This window comes from Novosphingobium sp. 9U (assembly GCF_902506425.1).
Lineage (GTDB): Bacteria > Pseudomonadota > Alphaproteobacteria > Sphingomonadales > Sphingomonadaceae > Novosphingobium.
The window spans coordinates 1,151,570-1,175,769 of the sequence record NZ_LR732469.1; the positions used below are offsets into that span (position 1 = coordinate 1,151,570).

Consider the following 24,200-nt stretch of genomic DNA (forward strand, 5'->3'; position numbering starts at 1 on the left):
ATGGGTCTCAAACGGGAGGGGGACTAAAGCTTCGGCATGGGCGCGGTCTTGTCCGCCGTGCGGGTGCCCAGAGCCTCCCGTGCCTTTGCCCGGATGTACGCATGCAACTGCCGGATCTGCTCGTCGGTCAGGTTCTCGAACCGCGGCATGCCTTGCTCCATCAGCGCGCCGGACTTCAGCAGCTGCGCGAAGCTGTCGAGCTTGAGCGCAATGCCGGACTCGCGAAGGTCGGGGCCAGGCGTGCCGGTCGCCTGCAGCCCGACACCGTGGCACGCGGCGCACTGGATCGACAGTCCGCGGCCTGCCGCAACGTCGGCTTCGTTCAGCTTGAGCTGCGGATCGTCGAGCGCGGCAACCTTGAACGTGGGCGGCGGGCTGGCGGGGAGGGTGGCTTTGCCACCCAGCGCAAAGGTCAGCAGCCGGCGCGGCTGGGCGCCAAACTTCCAGCCCATGTCCATGTACTTGCCGTAAGCCGCGGTGGTGCCGCCGTAGCCGACCAGGATCGAGACATACTGCTTGTCGTTCAGCCGATAGCTGATCGGCGCGCCGATGATGCCCAGACCTGCGTTGAACGACCAGACCTCCTTGCCGTCGGTGGCGTCGAAGGCCTTGAGGAAGCCATCGGCCGTGCCCTGGAAGACCAGGTTCCCGGCAGTCGCCAAGGTACCGCCGTTCCACAGCCCCTTGTGCTGGACGCGCCAGGCCTGCTTCTGCCTGACCGGGTCCCAGGCAACGAGGTAGCCGTGCCCGTCGCCCGCCTTCTCGACGATCGGCTCGAGCGTCAGCCCCATGACGTTGAAGGCATTCTCCGAGCCGCCCTTGCGCGAGAAGCGGGCGCCGATCTGCTGCTGCGGTATGTAGACCAGGCCAGTTCGCGGGCTGTAGCTCATCGGCTGCCAGTTGTGCCCGCCCACCGTTCCGGGCCAGATCTTGGTGAGCCCGGTCTCATACCGAATGTCGCGGTTCTCGATCGGCCGCCCCGTCTTGAGGTCGACGCCCTTGGCCCAGTTCATCTCGGCCGAGGCACCCGCAGAGATGACCTTCCCGGTTTCGCGATCGATGACATAGAGGAAGCCGTTCGTCGGCGCGTGCAGGATCACGTCGCGCGGTTTGCCGTCGAGGTTAAGCGTGGCGGTGACGATGTTGGGCGTGGCCTTGTAATCCCAACTGTCGCGCGGGTTCTCCTGGTAATGCCACAGGTACTTGCCGGTGCCGGCATCGAGCGCGACGATGCTGGAGGTGTAGAGGTCGTCACCACCGCCCGGATCGCGGACCTCGGGATCGTAGGGTCCGGCATTGCCCACGCCGATGTAGACACGGTTGCGGGCCGGGTCGAAGGTCATGCCGTTCCACACGGTGCCGCCTCCGCCGCCGGCTTTCAGGTGAGCAGGCCCCCAGGTCGCGGCCGCTTTCTCGAGCTCGGGCTGGTTGTTGTTGTCGCCCGGCTTGCTTGGCGTGGTGTAGAACTTCCACGCCAGCTTGCCCGTGGCAGCATCGACTGCAGTGACGTACCCGCGCGCGCCGAAGTCGGCGCCGCCGTTGCCGATGATGACCTTGCCATTCATCACCCGCGGTGCACCGGTGCTGATGTTGTAGGCGCCTTCCGACACCGTCTCAGTCACCCACAGCTGCTTGCCGGTCTTCGCGTCGAGGCCGAACAGCCGACCGTCGAGCGAAGCGAAGAACACGCGCCCGTTCTCGTAGGCCATGCCGCGGTTGGCGCCGAACGAGAAGTGCATGGCGGCCGGGTCGTGCTGCCAGGTCTTCGGATCAAAGGTCCACTTGATCTTGCCCGTGGCCGCATCGACGGCATAGGCCTTGGCGTAGCTGCCGGTGAAGTAGATCGTACCGGCGACTTCCAGCGGCGTCGCCTCCAACGTCACCTCACCGGGCAAGTCGAGCGACCAGGCCAGGCCGAGCTTGTCGACCGATCCGGTGTCGATCTCGGTCAGCTTGGAATACTGCGCTTCGTCGGCGCCGCCGCCCACGCCCGACCAGTCGTCGGTCGCGCCGAGGTTGGTGTCCGGCTGCTTGGGACCTTGGTGGCCACAGGCGGCGAGGGATGCCATCGCGAGAGCGAGCAGGGCACTCGCTGTCGGCTTTCGCAAGCGGAGCATGGTTGGCAATCGTCTCCCGATCTTATCGCTAATCGGCCGCTTAGATACCGTGATTCGATCCAATGTAAATCACAGCTGCAGCTAGTCGCGCGATCGGGAGAGTGTCAGGCAGGCTCGGGGCTTCCCGCTGCTCGTTCGGCCTTGCGCCGGACGTGCTCGGCGTGGCGACGCTTGCGCTTTTCCAGCGCTTCGAGAGAGGGGGCGCGCTCCTCGATCTGATCGGCCAGCACGGCGCCGCGCTCCCCAGGCGGCCGGGCGGGGCCGATCGTGGTGTCGCAATTGGTCTGCCGCTCGATCTCGGCATTGAGCAATGCGCCTAGCAGCACGCCATAGGCTGAGAGGAACAGCCACATCAAGAAGACGACGATCGCCGAGAGCGAGCCGTACGTCGCATTGTAGTCGCTGATGTAGGCCACGTAGAGCGAGAAGCCGAAAGAGACGAGGATCCACAGCACGGTCGCAAGCAGCGAGCCGGGCGTGAGCCAGCGCCACTTGGCCGGCCTACGATCCGGCCCATACCGCATGATGAGCGCAAAGCCGCAGGTGCCCAGTGCAACGGCGGCGGCCCAGGTCAGCAGCTTGAATAGCAGCGCCGTCGCGCCTCCCAGGAACACGCCGGTCTGCGTCTGCAGCCACGCGAACACGCCGCCCGAGAGAAGGCCGGTGAGCGCGATCAGCACCGCGGCCATAGTAAGGCCAGCGGCGCGCAAGGTCAGCTTCACGAACGAGCGCGTTTCGTGCTCCTCGTTGATGATGTTGAGCGCGCTAATCATGCCGCTGGCCGCGCGCATGCCACCATAGACGGCGAAGAACAGCGCGATCAGCAGCGCGAACCCGGTCACGCCGGTGCTGGTGGTGACGATTTGGAGCAGTTGTTCCTCGATCAGGCGGGCGGCGTCGGCCGGGACCACGCGCACGATCGCCTCCATTTGCGCCTGCACGCCCGCAGGGTCGCCGATCAGGCCGTAAATCATCACGGTGGCCGCAATCAGCGGAGTGAGCGCCAGGAACACGAAGAAGGCGAGACCTGCGGCCAGCAGCCCGAGCTCATGAAAGCCGATCATCACGTAGACGCGCTTGACGACTTGTACCCAGGCCGCGCGCGGCAACGACCAAGGCGAGGACGCGTGCGTCCCGGGCGGAGCTTCGGCCGTGATCGCAACGTCGGGCATGGCGTCGGTCACGCAGAAACCTCCATGTTCGGTGGAACTTTGTTGCTTGTCATGCGATTAGGGGGCGGACTTGGCTCGTGGACGCCTCGTTGTCGATCGGGGGGTTAAGCATTCCACTGCGCATGTCACAGCAAAGCTTCGAACACGGGCATGGTTCCCCGTGGCAGCTGAGGAATGCCCGGCTGGCTGGCGCGGCGACGATCGCGGTGACTTTGGCTCTGCTGAGCAGCCCGGCGCTGGCGCAGCAAGGTGGCACCACCACGACCGCGACTTCGCAGCAGGAAGCAGTGGCCGCTCCAACGTCTCAGGCGAGCGAGGACGCGATTCGCGCAGGTACCATTCCGGTGCCGCCGCCACCGCCGGGAGCCGCACTCCCGCAAGTCGATTCGATCATCCCCGATGCCGAATTCAACAGCGCCATCCCCTCGCTGGATCCTTCCGACGATCCGGCGATGAACCAGCCTCTGGAGTCAATCCAGAGCTTCGAGCGCCGCATCGCCACGCAGCAGAGCGGCGCCAAGCCGACCGAAGGTCAGGCTCCACCCGCGAATGATCCCGCCCTGGCGGATGGCGATGCTGTGGAGGAAGTCGGCGACGCGCCCGTGGCCGATGCCGAACTCGCCGCGCCGCTGCCGCCGCTCGACCATTTCGAAGTCGCGCCGGTCCAGTTCGCCGAGGATGAGGAGGCCGCCACCCGCGACTTGCGCGTGACGTATGCGGTGCGGCTGAACGGCCTCGATGCGGCGGACAAGGAGACCGCCGTCAGCCTCAAGAGCCAGTTCAAGGGGCTCTCGGCGCTCGAGAAGGGCGATGGTAAGGCTGACAACGTGGCGATGGCCTCGGCCCGCCTGACCGAGGATAGCGAGTTGGTGAAGACCATCCTCGCCTCCGAAGGCTGGTACGACCCCCAGGTGCGGACGCATCTCGACCGGACGGACGGCCCCAGTGGCCTACCGCTCAACGCAGTCATCGATGTGCAGCCGGGCAAGCGCTTCACCTTCTCCGAGATCAAGGTCGAAGCCGACCCGACCGTCCCGCCTACGCTCATCGCCGACAACCTCGCATTGAAGATTGGCGAGCCGATCGTCGCCGAGCGCGTGCAGGGTGCCGAGGCGCAAGTGGCGCTGGCACTGCCGGAGAACGGCTATCCTTTCGCCGCCGTGGGCGATCGCGATATCCTGCTCGACCAGGACACCGGCAGCGGCGCCTATACTTTGCCGGTCACCGTCGGTCCGCGCGGCAAGTTCGGCGGCTTCAAGACCGAAGGCGATCTCGCGTTCGACGTCGACCATGTCGAGACACTGGCCCGCTTCAAGCGCGGCGAACTCTACGATAGCCGCAAGGTCGACGATTTGCGCAAGGCGCTGGTCGCGACCGGCCTGTTCTCCACCGTCTCGGCCGAACCGCAGCGCACCAACGAGCCCGCGGGTGACGGCACCGAATACGTGACCATGCTCGTCAAGCAGGACGCCGGACCGCCGCGCACGATCGCCGGCAGCGCCGGCTATGCAGCTGGGCAGGGCTTCACGGTCGAGGGTACCTGGACCCATCGCAACATGTTCCCGCCCGAGGGCGCGCTGATCGTCCACGGCATCGCCGGCACCCAGGAGCAGGGCGCGGGCGTCACTTTCCGCCGCGCCAATGCCGGGCAGCGCGACCGCACGTTCGAGGCTGTGGCCGAGGGCCTGCGGAGCGACTACGACGCGTACAATGCCATTACCGGCCGCCTCGCGGCGCGCGTCAGCTACGATTCCACGCAGATTTGGCAGAAGCGGCTGACGTACGCCTACGGTGTCGAACTCCTGGGCACTGCCGAGCGGGCCTTCGACTTCGACGCGGGTGAGCGGCGCCGCCGCACTTACTACGTGGCCTCGCTGAACGGGCAAGTCGGTCTGGATACCTCGGACGATCTACTCAATCCCACCAAAGGCTTTCGGGTCACCGCACTGGTGCAGCCGGAAGGCTCGCTGGGCAACGGCTTCAACCCCTACATCCGCGCCCGCCTGGACGGATCGGCGTACTATCCGTTCGGCGACTTCGTACTCGCCGGCCGCGTCCGCTTCGGCACCATTCAGGGCGCAGCGCGTGACGACATAGCCCCTTCTCGCCGGCTCTACTCGGGCGGCGGCGGCTCCGTGCGCGGCTTCGGCTACCAGAAGCTCGGCCCGCTGGATCCGAACGGCGATCCGATCGGCGGGCGCAGCCTGAACGAAGGCGCGATCGAGGGGCGTTATCGCTTCGGCAACTATGGCGTGGTTGCCTTCCTCGACGCTGGCCAGTCGTACGAGTCCACCACGCCCAAGTTCTCCGACATGCGATACGGCGTCGGTATCGGCGGGCGCTTCTACACCAACTTCGGCCCGCTTCGCGTGGACGTCGCCACGCCGCTGGGACGCCGCAAGGGTGAATCGCGCCTCAATATCTATGTCTCGATCGGGCAGGCATTCTGATGGCTGATCCGCAAGACACACCGCCTGTGACGGCCGCCGAAGAGACGGTCATCATCAAGCGCCCGCGCCGCCGTTGGGGCTTGCGCATCGCCAAGACGCTGGCAGCGCTGGTCATCGGCGTGATCGTGCTGGCGCTGGCGATCGTACTGGGTCTCAACACCAGCCCCGGTCATCGCTTCGTCGCCGACCAGATTGCCGCCCTTGAATTCCAGAACGGCATGAAGATCCATGTCGGCCGGATCGAAGGCTCGCTCTATGGCAAGATGACCTTGCGCAACCTGTCGGTGCGCGATCCCAAGGGCGAGTTCCTGTTCTCGCCCGAGATCGACGTCGACTGGCGGCCGTTCGCCTATCTCAGCAACCATGTCGACGTCCGCTCGGCGACGGCGCAGCGCATGATCCTGCGGCGCACGCCCAAGTTCAACGTCACGCCACCATCCGATCCCAACGAGCCGTTGCTGCCCGATCTCGACATCGACATCGGCCGCCTGAAGGTCGATCGCTTCGTCATCGAGAAGCCGGTCACCGGCGCGCGCCGGATCGCGACCATCGACGCGCGCACGCACATCGCCGACGGCCGCGCGCAGATCGACGCCACCGGCGGCACTGTCGCTGCACAAGGTGTGCTCGGCGGCGACCGCTTCAAGATCAAGCTCGACGCGGTGCCCGCGAACAACAAGCTCGACATCGATCTGGATCTCAACGCACCGCGTGGTGGCGTCATCGCCAGCCTCGCAGGGTTCACAGAGCCGCTGGCGATCAAGGTCGGTGGCAAGGGTAGCTGGGCCAACTGGAACGGCCAGCTCGCCGCAAACCTGGGCGGCGGCGAACTGGCGCGGCTTGGCGTGACCGCACGCGACGGCACCTTCACCTTGCGCGGCCCGACCCGCATCGCCCGTCTGGTGACGGGACCAACAGCGAACCTCCTCGGGCCGATCACCAATCTCGACCTGACCGCCGCACTGGCGAACCGCCGCGCGACCGTCAGCGGCCGTGTGTGGAGCGATGCCTTCACCGCGACGCCAAACGGTGTCATCGACCTCTCCGACAACTCGTTCGAAGGCATGAAGCTGGCCTTCGTTCTGCTGAAGCCCTCAGCTCTGGCTGAGAACCTGAGCGGCGCCGGCCTGCGCGCCGCTCTGACGCTCGATGGGGCTTTCGCGACCCCTAAGGTCCAGTACGCCATCAACGCAAGCCGCATCGTCATGAACGACATGGGGCTGGAGAACTTCGCGGCCACGGGCGCCGCCACCGTCAACTCCGACCGTATCATGATCCCGGTCAGCGCCACTGTCCGCCGTATTACCGGCCTCGACACGGTGGCCGGCGGTACGCTCACCAACGTGCGGCTAAACGGCGACGTCGCCATCGATGGTCCGCGCATCCTTTCGGACAACATGCGAATCCGCTCGGATCGCATCGACGCCAAGCTGATCCTGCTCGCGGACATGAGTACCGGCCTCTATACCGGCGCCGTTGACGGGCGGATCGACAACTACCGGGTCGAGAGCGTCGGCGTATTCAACATCACGACCGACATGGACCTTAAGGCCAGGCGCGACGGCTATGCGCTCGAAGGCACGGTCCGCGCCCGCTCTACGCGGCTGCTGAACGACAGCCTGAAGACGTACCTGGGAGGCAACTTCGTCGCCTCGTCGCGCGTGAGCTATGGCTCGGACGGCATGGCGCGGTTCTCCGGCGTGCGGCTCGCAGCGCCCGACCTGCGGGTGACCGGCGGTAGCGGCTCCTACTCGACCAAGAGCGGCCAGATCGTCCTCAACGCCAACGGCACTTCGCGCCGTTACGGCAAGATCGGCGTGCGCGTCGCAGGCACCGTCGCCGATCCCAATGCGCATATCACAGCCGAGCGGCCGGACGTCGGCATCGGCCTCGCCAACGTCGATGCGCGCATCGACGGCGTGCGCGGTGGTTATAACCTGAACCTCACCAGCGACAGCGACTATGGCCCATTGCGCGCCGACGTGACGTTGGAGATGGGCAAGGCGCTGGCGATCCAGATCAACAGTGCGAACTTGTCAGGCGTCGATTTCGCAGGGCGCATCGTCCAAACCCCCGCCGGCCCGTTCAGCGGCCAGCTGACGGCGAACGGAAATGGGCTGGGCGGACTGGTTCGGCTCGGCGCTCAAGGCAAGTATCAGGCCGTCGATTTCAACCTGCGCGCCAAGGACACCGTGTTCCAAGGGCCGGCGAACCTGGCGATCGGCTCTGCCATCGTTGATGGGCGCGCTGTACTCTATGATCAGCCGCTGATCATCGCGGATGCGCAGCTTGCCGGCACCCAGTACGGCAGCCTCAACATCGCCGCCGCTCGCGTGCTGGTCGATTACCAGAACGGCCGCGGCAAGGCGAAGGCGCTGATCGAAGGCACAAGCGGCGTGCCGTTCCGGGTCAGTGCGAACGCCGATCTACAGCCCGAGCTGTGGCGCGTCGCCCTCGCTGGACGCGTGCGCGGGCTCGATCTAAAGACCACCACGCCCGCGCGGATCATACCGAAGAACGGCACCTACGAACTGCTGCCCACCAACCTCAATTTTGGTGGCGGTAACGTGAAGCTCGCCGGAACTTACGGCAACGGCATGAAGATCCAGAGCCGGCTCGAGAACATCGACATGGCGGTGATCAACGCGTTCATGCCCGGCCTGGGTATAGGTGGGCGCGCCAGCGGCAGCTTGGACTTCGCACAAGCGTCGTCAGATGCCTTCCCGCGCGCCGACGCTCGCCTCCACCTCGACGATTTCACCCGCACCACGGCCGCTTCGCAGAGCCAGCCCCTCGACGTGAACTTCGTCGGCAAGCTGCTGCCCGATGGTGGTGAGGCGCGTGCCGTGATGCGGCGCCGCGGCACCGTGATTGGTCGGCTGGTCGCCACGCTGCGCCCGCTTGGGCCGGGCGCGGGCTCGTGGACCGAGCGCTTGATGAGCGCGCCGCTGGGCGGAGGCATCCGCTACAACGGTCCGGCCGACACGCTGTTCTCGTTCGCGGGCCTGACCGACCAGCGTCTGACCGGACCGATCGGCGTTGCCGCGGACTTCTCGTGCCGCGTGCAGGAGCCGTGTCTCAACGGCGTGATCCGCGGTCAGAACCTTACTTACGAGAACCTGACATACGGCACCAAGCTGACGCAGATGAACATGGCCGGACGTTTCACCGGCAGCAGCCTGCAACTCGAAAGCCTGACCGCCAAGGCCGGCGACGGCACGATTTCGGCCAAGGGTCAGGTCAGCCTCGCAGCAGAGCAGGGCTATCCAATGGATCTGTCGGTGGATCTGAACCAGGCGCGTCTGGCTCGCAGTGATGCCCTGTCGGCGACTGCCACCGGGCAGATCCGCCTGACCAAGTCGGGCCCGCAACCACCTCTGCTCTCGGGAACGATCCGCCTGCCGGAGACACGCTACCAGATCGTTCGCGAAGGTGCGGCGCAAGTGCCACGGCTCACCGGCGTGCGCTTCAAGCCGCCGCGGGGTCCGCAGCGCATCACGGGTGACGAGCCCGCGCAGCCTGCGGGAAATGCGTTCTCCTCGGTGCGCCTCGACCTGCACCTGATCGCTCCGGAGAAGCTCTACGTCTCGGGCATGGGCCTGGAATCCGAGTGGCGCGCCGACTTCACCGTCAGCGGCACCAGCTCGGCACCGAGCCTAGCTGGTGAGGTTGAGCTGATCCGTGGCACGCTGGGCTTTGCCGGCCGCTCGTTCGAGTTGAGCGAAGGCTTGGTGTCGTTCACCGGCGGCAAGACGATCGACCCCACCGTGCGCATCGTCGCCACCGAGGACGTCGACGACGTGACCGTCAACGTGAACGTCAGTGGCCGGGCGATGAACCCGCAGATCACTTTCACCTCGACGCCGTCGCTGCCGCAGGACGAGGTCATGTCGCGCATCCTCTTCGGCAGTTCGGTGGCGAACCTCTCGGCGATCCAGGCGGTGCAGCTCGCCTCCTCGCTGAACTCGCTGCGCGGGACTGGTGGCGGGCTCAACCCGCTCGGCAAGCTGCGCTCCGCCGCCGGCATTGACCGCCTGCGCATCCTCGGCCCCGACGAGACCACCGGGCGCGGCACCTCGCTGGCCGCGGGGCAGTACCTGACCGACGACATCTACGTCGAGCTCATCACCGACGCGCGCGGCTTCACCGCCACGCAGCTGGAAGTCAGCCTCAACAAGTGGCTGTCGGTGCTCAGCCAAGCCGGCGGCTCGGGCGTCAACAGCGTCAACGTCCGGATCAAGAAGAACTATTGATGCGCGCGAGTGTCGCCCTTGCTCTGGCGGCGCTCGCGGCGCTGTCGGCATGCAAACGCGAGCCGAGCTTCGACGAGCGCTACGCCAGCGCGCAGAAGGCAATCCGGGACAAGGCCGGCGAACTCGACCGCGACATGGCGACCCGGGCAGCGGAGGCCAGCGAGGCAGCGCCAGATGCCGGCGGAGTGGTCGTCGATACGGTGGCCGGGCAGACGTAGGCCGGGGGCCGCGGCCGCTTCAGTTCGTCGGCTTGAGCATGCCCATCAGTTCCAGCGCGTCGACGGCGGCGGCTGATGACGCCGTGTTGTCGAACATGCACCAGACTTCCCGGCCTGACGTGAGATCGTGCTCGATCGCACTGGCATAGTCCACCAGACGATCCGCCTCGTAAGGTGAGCGGTACATGACAGGCGAGCCATGAAGCCGCCAGTAGCTCAAAGAGCGCCAACCTCCCGGCACGGCGGCTTGCGGTACGCGCGCGGGGTCCGCGGCGACCCGGGCCACGCGGCATTGGCGCAGCAGATCGTCCGCCTCAGCCTCGAACCATGATGCGTGACGTGGCTCGCAGGCGATCCTGGCATCAGATTGCGAGTGGAGCATGGTGAAGAACGTCTCGGCTACCGACGGATCCAACGCAAGGCTCGGCGGCAGCTGGACGAGCAGCACGCTCAGCTTGCTTCCAAGCGCATGTGCATCCTGGAGGAAGGCGGCCGCTAGGTCCTCACAGTCGACCAGCCTGCGCTCATGTGTGATCGCCTTGGGCACCTTCGCCGAAAACCGGAAATCCTCCGGCACGCTCGCGGCCCAGCGCTCCCAGGTCGAGCGGCGGTGCGGGCGGTAGAACGACGAGTTGATCTCCACCCCGGCAAAGCGCGCCGCATAGCGCTGCAGACCGCTGCCAGCGTCAGGCAAGGGGAAAGCCGTCGCATGTTGCCGCGGGATGGCCCACCCGGCCGTGCCGATGATCGCGCCCATGCCGGTGCAATGCATGGGCGCGGGCTCGGTGCCTAATTATACGCCTTGTGCACTACGCCGTGGCGCATGACCAAGTCGACCTTCTCCATGCGGGTGACGTCGTGGAGCGGGGAGCCGGACAGCGCGATGATGTCGGCCTCCTTGCCCGCTGCAAGCGTGCCGATCGTGGCGGATTGGCCGAGAGCCTCGGCCGCATTGACGGTCGCGGTCTTAAGCGCCTCGGCCGGGGTCATGCCGGCTTTCACCAGGAGGGCGAACTCCTGCGCGTTGTCGCCGTGCTTCGAGACGCCGGTATCGGTACCGAACGCGACCTTGACCCCGGCGGCGATCGCCTTCTGGTGGCTGGCGAAGGCGGCGGCGGCCGCTTCCTCGGCTTTGGGGATCACGGCAGGCGGCAGCATGCCGGCCCGCGCCTGCGCCACGGCGGCGAGGGGCGCCATCATCGTCGGCACCAGCCAGGTGCCATGCGACTTGAACAGCTTGATCGCCTCATCATCCAGGAACGAACCATGCTCGACGGTGTCGACCCCTGCCACGATCGCCGCCTTGGTGCCGGCGGCGGCGTGGCTGTGCGTCGCCACCTTGCGGCCCAGACCGTGCGCGGTGTCGATGATCGCCTTCATCTCCTCGTCGGTCATCGCGCGGCCTAGCCCGCCCGAGACGTTGGAGAGCACGCCACCGGTCGACATGTACTTGATGACCTGCGCACCCAGCGCGACCTGCTCGCGAACGGCGCGGCGGCAGTCGTCGGCTCCGTCGCATGTGCTCACCGTGTGCTGGTGCACGGCTTCGGCGTAGATCTCGCCCAGGCCGTTTGCCGGATCGGCATGGCCGCCGGTAACCGAGATTGCGGCGCCGGCGTTGACGATCGAGGGCCCTTCGATGTCGCCGCGCTCCACGCCTTCGCGAAGGGCGCGCATGCCGCGGGCATTGCCGCCCAGGTCGCGAACAGTTGTGAAGCCCGCCTCCAACGTCGTGCGGGCGTTGGATACGGCATACATCATGTCGTCCGCATCGTCCCGATTCAGCGCGGTGAGCCGGTCCTTCAGCGGGTCGCCGCCGATGCCCCACAAGTGCACGTGCATGTCGATCAGGCCGGGCATGACGAAGGCGTTCCTGAGATCGACCAGTTGCGCGCCGGCCGGCGGATCGACGAACCCATCGCGGATCTCGGCGATCTTGTCGCCCCGGATGATGACCGTGCTGTTGCCCCGCGGAGGCTTGCCCGGCTCTGCCAGGAGCGTGCCGGCGTGGATCACTACGACTTTCTCAGGCTCGGGAGCCTGCGCCAGCGCCGGCGTGGCTAGAGCGAGTGCGATGGCGGCGGCAACGGCGTGGCGCATGATGATTTCCCCCTTGTGTGCCATGATGTTGCCGGCGACTGCGGCCCGGTGCAAGCGCGATCGGGTGGGTAGCTCGTTTGCATGCCGCAACGTCATTCTCTAAGCTCGTACGACCGCATGCTCGGCCCTGAAAGGCACGAATGGACACCCGCAAGCTGCGCCACGCCGTCACGCTCTCGCGCGTGCTCAATTTCACGCGCGCCGCGCAGCAGCTGAACATCACGCAATCGGCGTTGTCGCGCAGCATTCAGGCGCTGGAGAGCGAGTGCCGATTGCAACTGTTCGACCGCACGCGGGGCATGGTCGCGCTGACACAAGCCGGTCACGAGTTCATCCGCCATGCCGAAGCCTTGCTGCGCAATGAGAATGCGTTGCGCAACATTCTGGAGCACGCGGCGGACGGCGAGGGGGGCGCGGTCACGCTGGGCGTCACCCCGCTGGTCGCGCGCATCTTCCTGGGACCGGTGCTGGCTGCACGCGTTCAGCGGCCGCACTTCCATGCCGAAGTGGTGCTGGGCGGCAGCAAGCAGATCCTCTCGATGGTGGCGCGCGAGACGATCGATCTCGGCATCTGCCGCGGTGACCCGCTGCTAGAGAACACCCACTTCGCGACCGTGCCGCTCGCACAGCTGCCGCTGTCGATCATCGTGCGACGCGGCCACCCGCTGACGGCAATGGCCGAATTCACCGCCCGGGATGTCGAAGAGTTCCCGCTGATCAGGTCGTCTCACCACAGCTTCGACCAGAGCGATGCCTCGTTCCTGGGCATGGTGCGCAATCTCCCGCCTGCAGTGACCATGGAGGATTATGGCCTGCTCAACCGCATCGTCGCGACCAGCGACGCTGTGTGGGTCACTTCCGCACTGGCGGCCGAGCCGAGCCTGCAGAATGGCGAACTCGCGCGATTGCCGATCGGGTGGCTGCCTGACGCCAGCATCTCGCTCTCCGCCTACGCGCTGGCAGGTCGAACATTGTCGCCGCTCGCGCAATCGATGCTGGACGAGTTCAGGGCGATCGGGGCGACGCTCAGCGCCTGACAATCCTCATTCCCTGTTTTCATAACTGAGCTGCAGAACTTGCATTGGACGTATGGTCCGGCGCGCGCCTAGTCTCAACGCAATAAGGCAGCCGGCGTCAGACCGGCAGAAGCGAGAGGCAGCGATCATGACGAGCGTAATCAAGGCCCGGGCCGACGACGCGAAGAGCTATTGGCTGGACGAAGGCCGCGGCTCCAAGGGCGGCTACGTGCGCGAGGTGGACTTCCAGGCCAACTCGCGCGGGGTCGATCCGCTGTTCGAAGGCATCAAGATCGTTGACTGCGACACGCACTTCACCGAGCCCGCGAACCTGTGGGTCGATAACGCCCCGGCGGGCATGAAGGACAAGATGCCGCATGTGCGCCGCATCGACGATGCCGACCAGTGGTACGTCATGGACAAGCACTTCGGCTCGCTGGGCGGCAACGTCATCGCCAAGGACAAGAACAAGCTGCTCGGCAAGCTATCGTACAGCACATACGACGAGATCGATCCCGGCTCGTTCAACCTCGACGCCAGGCTCGAGGCGATGGACGCCATGGGTGTGTGGGCGCAGATCTGCTATCAGAACGGGGGCGTCACGCAGGCGGGATCGCTGGTGGCGCTCAACGACGAACCGCTCGCCATTGCGATTACCCAGATATTCAACGATGCCTGCGCGGATCGCATGCAGGCGACGGGCGGCCGCATCAACTGCATGGGCACGCTGCCCTATTGGGACAAGGCGCTGACCACCAGCGAGATGCGCCGCATCATCGACCTCGGCGTCAAAGGCGTGGTGCTGCCCGACCGGCCTGAGCGCTTGTCGGAAGGCTACATCGCTCCCGGCGGCGGCATCAATCCGTTCTGGGAAGAAGTGTTCGAGATGTGCGAAGCCACCGGCACGCCGCTCAACTTCCACCTCAACGCCTCGCTCGATGCGAACAGCGCGATCTGGGACAACTTGGGCTTCGACCAGCGCCTGCCGATCCACGCCCTGATTCATCACATCGGCTGCGCAGCGACGATGTCGAACTTCATGGTTTCGGGTATCCTCGACAAGTACCCCAAGCTGAAGATCGGCCTCATCGAAAGCGGCGCGGGCTGGGTGCCGTTCTGGCTGGAGGGCATGGAACACCAGTTGTCCGAATTCCGCACCCAGCAGAACCGTAAGCTGCAGAAGACGCCCAAGGAGTACTTCCGCGACAACTTCTGGGTCACCTTCTGGTTCGAGGATGTCGCGCCGACCAAGCTGCTGAACGAGATCGGTGCCGACAAGCTGCTGTTCGAGACCGACTACCCGCATCCGACTTCGCTTTACCCGGGCGTGCAGGACAAGCTGGTCAGCGTGCTGGGCCAGTACGACTACGCCACGCGCAAGCAGGTGCTGCAGGACAACGCGGCCAAGCTGTGGAACCTGCCGCTCTAGGGCAGGACCTCCACCCTTCGACATTCACATCAGGGAGGACATATGTCCGCTCCGCTCTCCGGCGTTCGCGTCCTCGAGATCGCCAGTCATGTTTTCGTGCCAATCGCCGGGGGCGTCCTTACCGAATGGGGCGCCGAGGTGATCAAGATCGAGCATCCCGTGACCGGCGATCCCTATCGCGGGCTCGTCACCGCGGGGCTGCACAAGAGCTACAACGGCGTCGATCCCAGCTTCCAGTTCACCAACCGCGGCAAGCAGTCGGTGACCATCGACATCAAGCAGCCGGAGGGCCGTAATCTGGTTTACCGCCTAGCGCGTGAGTGCGACGTTTTCCTGACCAACTTCCGTCCCGACGCGCGCACCCGGCTCGGGATCGAGTACGAAGACATTCGCGAGCACAATCCCGGGATCGTCTACTTGCGTGGCTCGGGGTACGGCGCGCGTGGGCCCGACCGGCAACGCGGTGGCTACGATGCCGCAGCTTACTGGGCGCGGTCGGGCTTTGCGGAGATGTTCACGCCGCAGGGTGCCGAGTTCCCGGTTATGCAGCGGCCGGCGTTCGGCGACGTCGTGGGGGGGCTGACCATCGCCGGGGCCATCGCCGCGGCGCTCTACAAGCGGACGCAGAGCGGCGAGGGCTCCGTCGTTGACGTTTCGCTGCTGGGCATGGGCATGTGGCAGCTGCAGCCTGATATCACGCACGCGCCGCTCGAACCCGGCCATGATGCGCGCGGCGCGGTGCGCGATCGCAAGGCGACATGGAACCCGCTCTCCGGCACATTCCGGACCAGCGACGGGCGCTTCATCATTCTCGTGATGCTCGATGCGGACCGGTACTGGGCCGACTTCTGCCGGGTGGTCGGCCTGACCGAGCTCATCGACGATCCTCGCTTCGTCGATATGGACGCACGCAAGGCGAATGCGCGCGCCTGCGTTGAGATCCTCGACGATCTGTTCGCATCGCGGGACTATGGCGAGTGGTGCGAGATCCTCTCGCACCTGAAAGGCGTTTGGGCGCCGATGCAGGCACCCCGCGAGCTGCACGACGATCCTCAGGTGGCTGCGAACGGCTACCTGGCCGACGTCGAGATGGCGAACGGATCGCACCTCAAGCTGGTGACCTCGCCGGTGCAGTTTGATGAGGTCAGCGCCCGCCCGATGCGCGCACCCGAGCATGGCGAGCATACTGAGAGCACGCTCTTGAGTCTGGGGTTGAATTGGGAGGAGATCGCCGAGCTGAAGACGAGCGGCGCGATCGGCTAGGCTGTAGTATCTTAGGATGGCCGCTCCGGAACAAGCCGGGAGCGGCCAGCCTCAGTGGTTGTCGCGCGGCAAGCCCATGGTCTGGGCAATGCGCTGGTACTTCTCCGCACCCTCCAAGATGGCGCCGGTATCCATCTGGCCCACGACCGCGCGCTGGATTTCCTGCCAGGGCGTCTGCGAGGCCGGGTACTTGTACCCGCCTTGCGCCTCGAGAGCCGCGCGGCGCCGCGCAAGCTCCTCGTCCGAGACGAGCACGTCGACGCGGCCAGCCTTCAGGTCCATGCGCACCCTGTCGCCGGTCTTGAGCAGCGCCAGGCCGCCCATTGCCGCCGCTTCGGGGGAGGCATTGAGGATCGAGGGGCTCCCGGAGGTGCCCGACTGCCGGCCATCGCCGATGCACGGGAGGGCGTGCACCCCTTCGGTGATGAGGTAGGCAGGCGGCCGCATGTTCACGACCTCGGCCGCGCCAGGATAGCCGATCGGGCCGGCGCCGCGCATGAACAGCAGCGTTTCGGGCGTGATGCCGAGCGCCGGATCGTCGATCCTGTGGTGGTAGTCCTCAGGACCGTCAAACACCACGGCCGCGCCTTCGAACGCTTCCGGATCGTTAGGGTTGGACAAGTAGCGCTGGCGGAACTCGTCCGAGATGACGCTGGTCTTCATGATCGCGGCATCGAACAGGTTGCCGGTGAGCACCAGGAAGCCGGCTTCCTCGACCAAGGGCTGGTCGAAGGTCTTGATGACCTTGTCGTCCTCGATCGTCGCGTCGCGGCAGTTCTCGCCGATGGTGCGGCCGTTGACGGTCATGGCGCCTTCGTGGATCAGCCCCTGGCCGATCAGCTGGGCGACCACCGCGGGTACGCCACCGGCACGGTAGTAGTCCTCGCCCAGGTACTCGCCTGCGGGCTGCAGATTCACCAGCAGCGGGATCTTGTGGCCATACGTCTCCCAGTCCTTCAGCGGCAGTTCGACCCCGATATGGCGGGCGATTGCAGCCAGATGGATCGGCGCGTTGGTCGAGCCGCCGATCGCCGCGTTGACGACGATCGCATTGCGGAAGGCTTCCAGCGTCAGGATGTCCGAGGGCTTGAGGTCTTCGTGCACCATGTCGACGATGCGCTTGCCCGTACGCCACGCGCACTCCTGCCGGTCGCGGTAAGGCGCCGGGATCGCCGCCGAGCCGGGCAGCATCATGCCCAGCGCTTCGGCGAGCGAGTTCATTGTCGTCGCGGTGCCCATGGTATTGCAGTAGCCGGTCGACGGGGCCGAGGAAGCAACGAGCTTGATGAAGCCTTCCTCGTCCAGTTCGCCCGCCGCCATCAACTGGCGACCCTTCCACACGATCGTGCCCGAACCGGTGCGCTCGCCCTTGTGCCAGCCATTCAGCATCGGCCCGACCGACAGCGCGATCGCCGGGATGTTCACCGTGGCCGCCGCCATCAGCAGCGCCGGCGTCGTCTTGTCGCAGCCGGTGGTCAGCACCACGCCATCGAGCGGGTAACCGTATATCGCTTCGACCAGGCCCAGATAAGCCAGGTTACGGTCCAACCCTGCGGTTGGGCGCTTGCCGGTCTCCTGGATCGGGTGGACCGGAAACTCGAGCGCGATGCCGCCTGCCTCGCGGATGCCCTCACGGATGCGCTCGGCGAGAACCAGGTGGTGGCGATTGCAGGGTGACAAGTCGCTGCCGGTCTGGGCGATGCCGATGATCGGCTTGCCCGAGCGCAACTCCTCCAGGCTGATACCGAAGTTCAGGTACCGCTCCAGGTAGAGCGACGTCATGTCGATGTTGTCGGGATTGTCGAACCAGGCGCGCGAGCGCAGCTTGAACCCCGGGTTGGGCACGGTCTTGTCGGTCATGGTCTGTTCGTTTCGTTGGTTCAGCGCGGCGAGGTGGTGACGCGGTAGATCATCACATGGCGATATGGCTTGTCCGGATCGACGCGAGTGGACGCGAAGTTCGCATGGTGAGGGGCATCGGGAAACTTCTGCGGCTCCAGCGCGATGCCATCTCCCATGCGGTAGAGGTGACCCTGCTTGCCGACGTAAGTCCCGTCGAGGAAGTTGCCAGAGTAGAACTGGACGCCCGGCTCGGTGGTCAGCAGTTCGAGCACGCGGCCGGACACCGGGTCTTCCAGGCGAGCGGCGAGCTCCGGCGTCTTGGTCACGCCTTTGTCGAGCGCGAAGTTGTGATCGAAGCCGCGACCGTAGACGATCTGCTGGTCGCGTCCGTCGCGGATGCCCATGGCCACGCGCTTTGCCTGGCGGAAGTCGAACGGCGTGCCCGCGACCGCGCGCAACTCGCCGGTGGGGATCAGCTTGTCATCGACCGGCGTGTAGCGCGATGCGGGGATCGTCAGCACGTTGGTCGTCGCGTCGCGATCCGAGCCTTCGCCCGCCATGTTGAAGATCGCGTGGTTGGTGAGGTTGAGGACGGTTGGCTTGTCGGTCGTGGCGTCGAACACGATTTGCAGGTTGCCGGACTCGTCGAGCGAGTAGGTGACCTTGGCCTTGACCGTCCCGGGATAGCCTGCGTCGCCGTCGGGGCTGACGAGCGAGAACACCGCCGTTGCGACCTTGCCCGACTTGACCGATTCCAGCTTCCAGTTCTGCACGTCGAAGCCCTTGCCACCGCCGTGGAGCGACTGGCCATGATCATTTTGCGGCAGCGTGTAGGTCGTGCCATCCAGCTCGAACTTGCCGCCCGCGATCCGGTTGCCGTAGCGGCCGATGGTGCCGCCCCAAAAGTTCGGGCGGCTCTCGAAGTCGGACAGCTTGTCGTAGGCGAGCAGGACGTCGGCGACCTTGCCGTCACGGTCCGGCGCCTCGAGCTTCCATAAGGTGGCGCCGAACGTCAGGATCGTGGCCGAAACGCCGTTGTCAGCCTTCAAGGTCACCGCCGTCACCGCGCGCCCGTCCGAGAGCGTGCCGGCGCTGGCTTGCGTCGCTTGTGCAGCCTGCGCCGGAGCCGTGCCTGCGCAAGCCAGCGCCCAGATCGCCGCGGCAGATGCCGCCGTGGTCGCGAAAGTTCTGGCCGAGTTCCTCATTCCCTTGATCCCGCTCTTGTGTCTGGGCTGCGGCTCGCTCATCGTCTGGAAGGCTGCGCCCCATTGACGGAGCCGCTTCGCACATATAGTCCGACAAATAGAAAGAGTGCAAGCCGGTTCGCCGGGCATTGTGCAAGAGCTGAACTGAGAGGATCTCCATGCCCCCTGCGGTATCGACTTCGGCTACACCCATCGTGCAGGGCTCGTCGGGCGAAGTGCGCTATGGCCCCGCACTGACGCTGCTTGCCAGCTTGTTCTTCATGTGGGGCTTCATCACCGTCATCAACGGTACGCTGCTGCCGCACCTGCGCAGCGTGTTCGAGCTCAGTTACTTCCAGGCCGCGCTGATCGAGTCCGTCTGGTTCATCGCCTATTTCTTCGCCTCGATCCCCTCGGCGCTGCTGATCGAGCGGATCGGGTACAAGAAGTCGCTCGTCACCGGGCTGCTGATCATGGCCGCAGGCGCGGTCGGCATGACAATCGCGGCGATCATCCCATCTTACGGCGTGACGCTGCTGATGCTGTTCGTGATCGCCAGCGGTATCACCCTGCTGCAAGTGGCGGCCAACCCCTACGTGGCGGTGATCGGCAAGCCCGAGACCGCGTCGGCACGCCTCAATTTGGTGCAGGCGATGAACTCGGCCGGCACGATGCTGGCGCCGCTGTTCGGCGGCTACCTGATCCTGGGCCGCAGCCGCGGCGGCACGGCGGAAGCCGGTACGGTACTGACCCAGGCCGAGCGGCTGGCGGACTCGCAGTCGGTGATCCTTCCTTACCTGCTGGTCGCGGCGGTGCTGGTGGTTCTGGCCGTCGTAATCGGCCGCTTCCCGCTTCCGGCCCTCGGCGCGGCAACCCAGAAGGCCGCGAAGCACGCGAAGACAGGCTCGGCCGTCTCACGGTTCTGGAACCACCCCTTGTGGCAGCACCGCAACCTGACCCTCGGCGTGGTGGCGATCTTCATCTACCTGCTGGCTGAAATCGGCGTCGGCAACTTGTTCGTCAACTTCGTGGTCCGCCCCGAGATCGGCAACATGAGCGCCGCGCAGGCGAGCCGCTACCTGACGCTGCTCTGGGGCGGCATGATGGTGGGCCGTTTCGTAGGCTCAGCGATCATGGCGAAGGTCGATGCTGCGAAGGTCCTGGCGGTCTCTGCCATCGGCGCCTTCGTGGTTATGGCCATCACGATCTTCTCGACTGGTCACCTGGCGATGTGGTCGCTGATCGCGGTGGGGCTGTTCCACTCGATCATGTTCCCGACCATCTTCACGCTTGGAATCAAGGGACTGGGTCCGCTCACCGAGGAGGGTTCCGGCCTGCTGGTCATGGCGATCGCCGGCGGCGCGCTGGTGGCGGTGCAGGGCTGGATCGCCGACCACTACGGGCTGCAGACGTCGTTCCTGCTGACCGCGGCGTGCGAGCTGTACATTCTGTTCTACGCACTGTGGGGCAGCAAGCCGACCCATGCCGAGCCGGACGTCGTGCCTGTTGCCGAGTGAGGGACCGTCCAGTCGTCCGACATCCTCGCCCCGCCGGGGAGAGGATGGCGAAGCTTGCTCCGCAAGGAGCTAGCGCAACTTGGAGAGCGGTGCGTCCGCGCGCTGCCCTCTCCAACTGCGGCTAGCCAGCAAGCTGGCAAGCCTCCGTATCGTCTCCTCCGGCGGGGAGAGGATGGGCGCTCATCAGCCCTCCATCGACTCCCGCATGTCTTCCAGCGCGAGGTCGACCAGCACGTTCATCGCTTCTGCCGCCGCGGCGGGATCGCCAGCGGCAATGGCATCATAGACGCGCACGTGGTCGGGGATGGGATTGCGGGGCAAGGCGCGAGCGCGCTGCTTGAACAGCGTGGTCCAGTTGACCGCCGCACCGATCGATGCGCTCAGCACCAGCAGCGCGTCGTTGCGCGTGGCCTGCAAAATCGCCTTGTGGAAGTCGCGATCGGCGGCGCGGCCTGCCTCTGTGGTCAGCGTGTGCCGTCGCATGGCGGCAAGCGCATCCTTCATCTCGCGAATGTCGGCCTTGTCGCGGCGCTGCGCCGCAAGCCGCGCGGCTGCGGGTTCTACGATTGCGCGCAGTTCGAACAGGCTGCGGATGAACTCGCGATCGGGCTCGCCGCTGAAGGCCCATCCGAGCACTTCCGGGTCGAGCAAGTTCCACCGATCGCGTGGCAACACGCGGGTACCCGCCTTGGGGCGGCTGGCCACCAAGCCCTTGGCCGTGAGCACCTGGATCGCCTCGCGATAGGCGCTGCGCGAGACGTTGAGTTCTTCGGCAAAAGCGACTTCACCCGACAGGATGTCGCCAGGCGCATATTTGCCTGACAAGATCGCCGTTCCGAGCTTGTGAGCGATAGCCCCATGCAACCGCCGTCCCGGTCCACGTCCCCCGTCGCCCGCCTTAGCAGTGTTCTCTTCGGTCGACAGGCTGGTCTCGTATTCCGTCACGTTTGGCGGGTCCTCCTGCAAGGAACCTAACAGTCCTTCTCTGGAGAAGGAATACAAACGTTGCCTTTCTCCTGCAGGCGAAATATGTCGGAGTAAATAGGAGATACCGATGACCGAGTTCCGATCCGTCGTGGCTGCCACGGGCGAGTTCCATGGAGAGCCGATCGCCGTCAGCACCCAAGCCGATGTCGCCGCTGCCTGCGCCGCGGCCGCGGCCGCTTTCGACATCTACCGCGCTACTGATCGCGAGACCCGGGCCGCATTTCTCGAGCGAATCGCCGAAGAGATCCTCGCTATCGGCGAGCCGCTGGTCGACGCCTACATGGCCGAGAGCGGCCTGCCGCGCGCTCGCGGCGAAGGTGAGCGGGGCCGCACCGTCGGCCAGCTGCGCCTCTTCGCCGATGTCGTGCGCAAGGGCCAATGGCAGCAGCTGCGCATCGACCCGGCTCTGCCTGAGCGCGCGGTACCTCGCCCAGACCTGCGCCTGCGCATGATCCCGGTCGGCCCGGTCGCGGTGTTCGGCGCCTCGAACTTCCCGCTGGCGTTCTCGACCGCCGGCGGTGACACCGCCTCGGCACTTGCCGCGGGTTGCCCCGTCGTGGTCAAGGGCCATCCCGCGCACCCGATCACGGGATCGCTGGTCGCCGCCGCAATCATCAAGGCCGTCCGCGATGCAGGCCTGCCCGCGGGCGTGTTCGGCCACCTCGTCGGTCCATCGAACGAACTCGGCGCCGCGCTGGTTCAGGATCCGCGCATCATGGCGGTCGGCTTCACCGGGTCGCGTGCGGGCGGCCTTGCCCTGGTGAAGCTGGCGCAGGCCCGCGAAGTGCCAATTCCCGTCTATGCCGAGATGTCGAGCATCAATCCCGTCGTGCTGCTGCCCGAAGCGCTCAAGGCGCGTGGCGAGGCTTTGGGCGAGGCGTTCGTCGGCTCGCTGACGATGGGTGCCGGCCAGTTCTGCACCAACCCGGGTCTGGTCCTGGCGATCGAAGGTGAGGGGCTCGACGCCTTCGTCGCGGCGGCTTCGACCGGCGTCAGCGCGGCCAAGCGCCAGATCATGCTGACCGCAAACATTGCTGCCGCCTACACCAAGGGCGTCGCGGCGTTGGCGGCTCTGCCAAGCGTCGAGAAGCTGGCAGAGGGCGAGATCGGTTCGACCACGTGCGGCGGCGCGGTGCTGTTCCAGACCACGGCGGCCCAGTTCCTGGCCGACAAGGCACTGGGCGACGAAGTTTTTGGCGCCTCCTCGGTGATCGTGCGCTGCAAGGACGAGGCCGAGCTGCTGCAAGTGCTCGAAGGCATCGAGGGCCAGCTCACCGCGACGTTGCACCTGGACGCTGCGGACGAGCCGGTCGCCGCCAAGGTGCTGCCGGTGCTGGAGCGCAAGGTTGGCCGCATCCTCGCCAATGGCTGGCCGACAGGCGTCGAGGTCACTCACGCCATGGTCCACGGCGGGCCGTTCCCCTCGACTTCGGACGCGCGCACCACGTCCGTCGGCAGCCTGGCGATCGACCGCTTCCTGCGACCGGTCAGCTACCAGAACCTCTCGCAAGGTCTGCTGCCGCCCGAGCTGCGCGACGACGCCAGCTCCGACGGCACCCCGCGCCTGATCGACGGCGTGCTCACCATCAACTGAACCGCATCACGTTCCCGCGTCGCATCCCGCAAGAGGGTGCGTCGCGGCAGGGAGAGACCCATGACTTACCTTCGCCTGCTTCAGCATCTGAGTGCCGACAACACGCGCTCGGTGATCCTTGCCGAGGGTGATGCCGCCCACATCCTGCCGGGCGTTCGCACCGTGCGCGAGCTCGCGCTGCGGGCGATCGCCGCCGGCATCTCGTTAACGGATGCTGGGCGCGCGTGCGGGCAGGGCCCCTCCATCGACATCGCCGCCGAGTTCGCGGCGGGTCGTCTGCTCGCGCCGATCGACCATGAAGATACGGCGCACCTGCTGATGACCGGCACCGGCCTGACCCACCTGGGTTCGGCCGAGGGGCGGGACAAGATGCACAAGGCCGCCGCGTCCGGCGAGCATGTGACGGACTCGATGCGCATGTTCCTGGAAGGCCTCGAAGGCGGCAAGCCCGAGGCCGGCCAGGAAGGGCAGCAGCCCGAGTGGTTCTACAAGGGCGATGGCTCGCAGCTGGTTGGGCCCACCGATCCGCTCATCATGCCCGGTTTCGCCAAGGACGGTGGCGAGGAGCCCGAGGTCGCGGGCGTCTACCTGATCGACGAGGACGGCACGCCCTATCGACTGGGCTTCGCGCTGGCGAACGAGTTCTCCGATCACGTCACCGAGCGCCACAACTACCTCTGGCTGGCGCATTCCAAGCTGCGCCAGGCCGCGCTCGGACCCGAGTTGCTGCTGGGTGAGCCGCCCGCGCACATCGAGGGCACGAGCCGCATCCTGCGGGGCGGGGCCACACTGTGGGAGAAGCCTTTCCTCTCGGGCGAGGCGAACATGTCGCACAGCTTCCACAATCTCGAGCAGCACCACTTCAAGTACGACCTGTTTCGCCGCGGTGGCGACGTGCACGTGCACTTCTTCGGCACCGCGACGCTTTCGTTCGCCGACACGGTGCAGACGCAGGAAGGTGACGTGTTCGAGATCTCGGCCGCACCCTTCACACTGCCTCTCGCCAATCCGCTGGCGCGTGCCGCGGTGCCGGCCGTCACCGTCAAGGCGCTCTGAGC

At 66.1% G+C, this 24,200-nt stretch carries 16 protein-coding genes; 9 read left to right on the forward strand and 7 right to left on the reverse strand.

Features of this window, described 5'->3' with window-relative positions:
* Positions 1 to 23: 23 nt before the first annotated feature.
* Positions 24 to 2,069, reverse strand: coding sequence for a PQQ-dependent dehydrogenase, methanol/ethanol family (locus GV044_RS05245; RefSeq protein WP_236554712.1), 2,046 nt, complete (start codon positions 2,067 to 2,069; stop codon positions 24 to 26).
* Between the two features lie 152 nt (positions 2,070 to 2,221).
* Entirely contained in the window at positions 2,222 to 3,301 is a 1,080-nt protein-coding gene (locus tag GV044_RS05250) for a YhjD/YihY/BrkB family envelope integrity protein (protein ID WP_236554713.1), read from the reverse strand.
* 110 nt (positions 3,302 to 3,411) lie between these two features.
* Here GV044_RS05250 and GV044_RS05255 point away from each other — a divergent pair, with 110 nt between their 5' ends.
* From GV044_RS05255 to GV044_RS05265, 3 genes are read left to right on the forward strand one after another with little or no spacing between them, the layout of a single operon-like run.
* A complete protein-coding gene (locus tag GV044_RS05255; protein WP_159866379.1) occupies positions 3,412 to 5,739 on the forward strand; it encodes an autotransporter assembly complex family protein in 2,328 nt (775 codons plus the stop codon).
* Positions 5,739 to 9,992: a translocation/assembly module TamB domain-containing protein gene (locus GV044_RS05260; RefSeq protein WP_159866382.1), complete on the forward strand. Its 4,254-nt coding sequence runs from the start codon at positions 5,739 to 5,741 to the stop codon at positions 9,990 to 9,992. Before GV044_RS05255 ends, GV044_RS05260 begins: the two co-directional genes overlap by 1 nt.
* Positions 9,992 to 10,210 carry a hypothetical protein gene (locus tag GV044_RS05265; protein ID WP_159866385.1) on the forward strand — a complete coding sequence of 73 codons (219 nt, stop codon included), beginning with the start codon at positions 9,992 to 9,994 and terminating at the stop codon, positions 10,208 to 10,210. Before GV044_RS05260 ends, GV044_RS05265 begins: the two co-directional genes overlap by 1 nt.
* 19 nt (positions 10,211 to 10,229) lie before the next feature.
* Here the strand turns inward: GV044_RS05265 and GV044_RS05270 are convergent, their stop codons facing one another.
* Both GV044_RS05270 and GV044_RS05275 read right to left on the reverse strand, forming a co-directional pair.
* Entirely contained in the window at positions 10,230 to 10,967 is a 738-nt protein-coding gene (locus GV044_RS05270; protein ID WP_159866388.1) for a DUF72 domain-containing protein, read from the reverse strand.
* Between the two features lie 32 nt (positions 10,968 to 10,999).
* Entirely contained in the window at positions 11,000 to 12,364 is a 1,365-nt protein-coding gene (locus GV044_RS05275) for an amidohydrolase family protein (RefSeq protein WP_236554714.1), read from the reverse strand.
* 86 nt (positions 12,365 to 12,450) lie between these two features.
* Between GV044_RS05275 and GV044_RS05280 the strand changes: the two genes are divergently transcribed.
* The 3 genes from GV044_RS05280 (at position 12,451) to GV044_RS05290 (ending at position 16,018) form a co-directional block, all read left to right on the forward strand.
* On the forward strand, positions 12,451 to 13,347 hold the full coding sequence (locus GV044_RS05280) for a LysR family transcriptional regulator (RefSeq protein ID WP_159866390.1): 897 nt from the start codon (positions 12,451 to 12,453) through the stop codon (positions 13,345 to 13,347).
* 127 nt (positions 13,348 to 13,474) lie between these two features.
* Positions 13,475 to 14,755: an amidohydrolase family protein gene (locus GV044_RS05285; protein WP_159866393.1), complete on the forward strand. Its 1,281-nt coding sequence runs from the start codon at positions 13,475 to 13,477 to the stop codon at positions 14,753 to 14,755.
* Positions 14,756 to 14,797: 42 nt separating this feature from the next.
* Positions 14,798 to 16,018 (forward strand): CaiB/BaiF CoA-transferase family protein, encoded by a 1,221-nt coding sequence (locus GV044_RS05290; protein WP_159866396.1) that lies wholly within the window; start codon positions 14,798 to 14,800, stop codon positions 16,016 to 16,018.
* A gap of 51 nt (positions 16,019 to 16,069) precedes the next feature.
* Here GV044_RS05290 and GV044_RS05295 read toward each other — a convergent pair whose 3' ends face one another.
* Together GV044_RS05295 and GV044_RS05300 are read right to left on the reverse strand one after the other, a co-directional pair.
* Positions 16,070 to 17,878, reverse strand: a complete 1,809-nt coding sequence (locus GV044_RS05295; RefSeq protein ID WP_159866399.1) for an IlvD/Edd family dehydratase — start codon at positions 17,876 to 17,878, stop codon at positions 16,070 to 16,072.
* Positions 17,879 to 17,898: 20 nt separating this feature from the next.
* Complete coding sequence (locus tag GV044_RS05300) at positions 17,899 to 19,065, reverse strand: aldose epimerase family protein (protein WP_159866402.1); 1,167 nt, start codon at positions 19,063 to 19,065, stop codon at positions 17,899 to 17,901.
* Positions 19,066 to 19,223: 158 nt separating this feature from the next.
* Between GV044_RS05300 and GV044_RS05305 the strand changes: the two genes are divergently transcribed.
* Positions 19,224 to 20,561, forward strand: a complete 1,338-nt coding sequence (locus GV044_RS05305) for a sugar MFS transporter (protein WP_159866405.1) — start codon at positions 19,224 to 19,226, stop codon at positions 20,559 to 20,561.
* A 183-nt stretch (positions 20,562 to 20,744) separates the two neighbouring features.
* Here the strand turns inward: GV044_RS05305 and GV044_RS05310 are convergent, their stop codons facing one another.
* Positions 20,745 to 21,485 carry a FadR/GntR family transcriptional regulator gene (locus tag GV044_RS05310; RefSeq protein WP_201299076.1) on the reverse strand — a complete coding sequence of 247 codons (741 nt, stop codon included), beginning with the start codon at positions 21,483 to 21,485 and terminating at the stop codon, positions 20,745 to 20,747.
* 130 nt (positions 21,486 to 21,615) lie between these two features.
* Between GV044_RS05310 and GV044_RS05315 the strand changes: the two genes are divergently transcribed.
* Both GV044_RS05315 and araD1 read left to right on the forward strand, forming a co-directional pair.
* The gene (locus GV044_RS05315) at positions 21,616 to 23,142 is read left to right on the forward strand and encodes an aldehyde dehydrogenase (NADP(+)) (protein ID WP_159866408.1); all 1,527 of its coding nucleotides are present in this window, start codon (positions 21,616 to 21,618) and stop codon (positions 23,140 to 23,142) included.
* A gap of 60 nt (positions 23,143 to 23,202) precedes the next feature.
* Positions 23,203 to 24,198 (forward strand): AraD1 family protein, encoded by a 996-nt coding sequence (gene araD1 / locus GV044_RS05320; RefSeq protein ID WP_159866411.1) that lies wholly within the window; start codon positions 23,203 to 23,205, stop codon positions 24,196 to 24,198.
* The last annotated feature ends 2 nt before the right edge of the window (positions 24,199 to 24,200 follow it).

Excerpts from the sequence above, each read along its gene's own strand:
- araD1 (WP_159866411.1), top strand. The coding sequence starts at position 23,203 with ATGACTTACCTTCGCCTGCTTCAGCATCTGAGTGCCGACAACACGCGC.
- GV044_RS05270 (WP_159866388.1), bottom strand. The coding sequence starts at position 10,967 with ATGGGCGCGATCATCGGCACGGCCGGGTGGGCCATCCCGCGGCAACAT.
- GV044_RS05295 (WP_159866399.1), bottom strand. The coding sequence starts at position 17,878 with ATGACCGACAAGACCGTGCCCAACCCGGGGTTCAAGCTGCGCTCGCGC.
- GV044_RS05245 (WP_236554712.1), bottom strand. The coding sequence starts at position 2,069 with ATGGCATCCCTCGCCGCCTGTGGCCACCAAGGTCCCAAGCAGCCGGAC.
- GV044_RS05315 (WP_159866408.1), top strand. The coding sequence starts at position 21,616 with ATGACCGAGTTCCGATCCGTCGTGGCTGCCACGGGCGAGTTCCATGGA.
- GV044_RS05285 (WP_159866393.1), top strand. The coding sequence starts at position 13,475 with ATGACGAGCGTAATCAAGGCCCGGGCCGACGACGCGAAGAGCTATTGG.
- GV044_RS05305 (WP_159866405.1), top strand. The coding sequence starts at position 19,224 with ATGCCCCCTGCGGTATCGACTTCGGCTACACCCATCGTGCAGGGCTCG.
- GV044_RS05300 (WP_159866402.1), bottom strand. The coding sequence starts at position 19,065 with ATGAGGAACTCGGCCAGAACTTTCGCGACCACGGCGGCATCTGCCGCG.
- GV044_RS05260 (WP_159866382.1), top strand. The coding sequence starts at position 5,739 with ATGGCTGATCCGCAAGACACACCGCCTGTGACGGCCGCCGAAGAGACG.
- GV044_RS05280 (WP_159866390.1), top strand. The coding sequence starts at position 12,451 with ATGGACACCCGCAAGCTGCGCCACGCCGTCACGCTCTCGCGCGTGCTC.
- GV044_RS05290 (WP_159866396.1), top strand. The coding sequence starts at position 14,798 with ATGTCCGCTCCGCTCTCCGGCGTTCGCGTCCTCGAGATCGCCAGTCAT.
- GV044_RS05255 (WP_159866379.1), top strand. The coding sequence starts at position 3,412 with ATGTCACAGCAAAGCTTCGAACACGGGCATGGTTCCCCGTGGCAGCTG.
- GV044_RS05265 (WP_159866385.1), top strand. The coding sequence starts at position 9,992 with ATGCGCGCGAGTGTCGCCCTTGCTCTGGCGGCGCTCGCGGCGCTGTCG.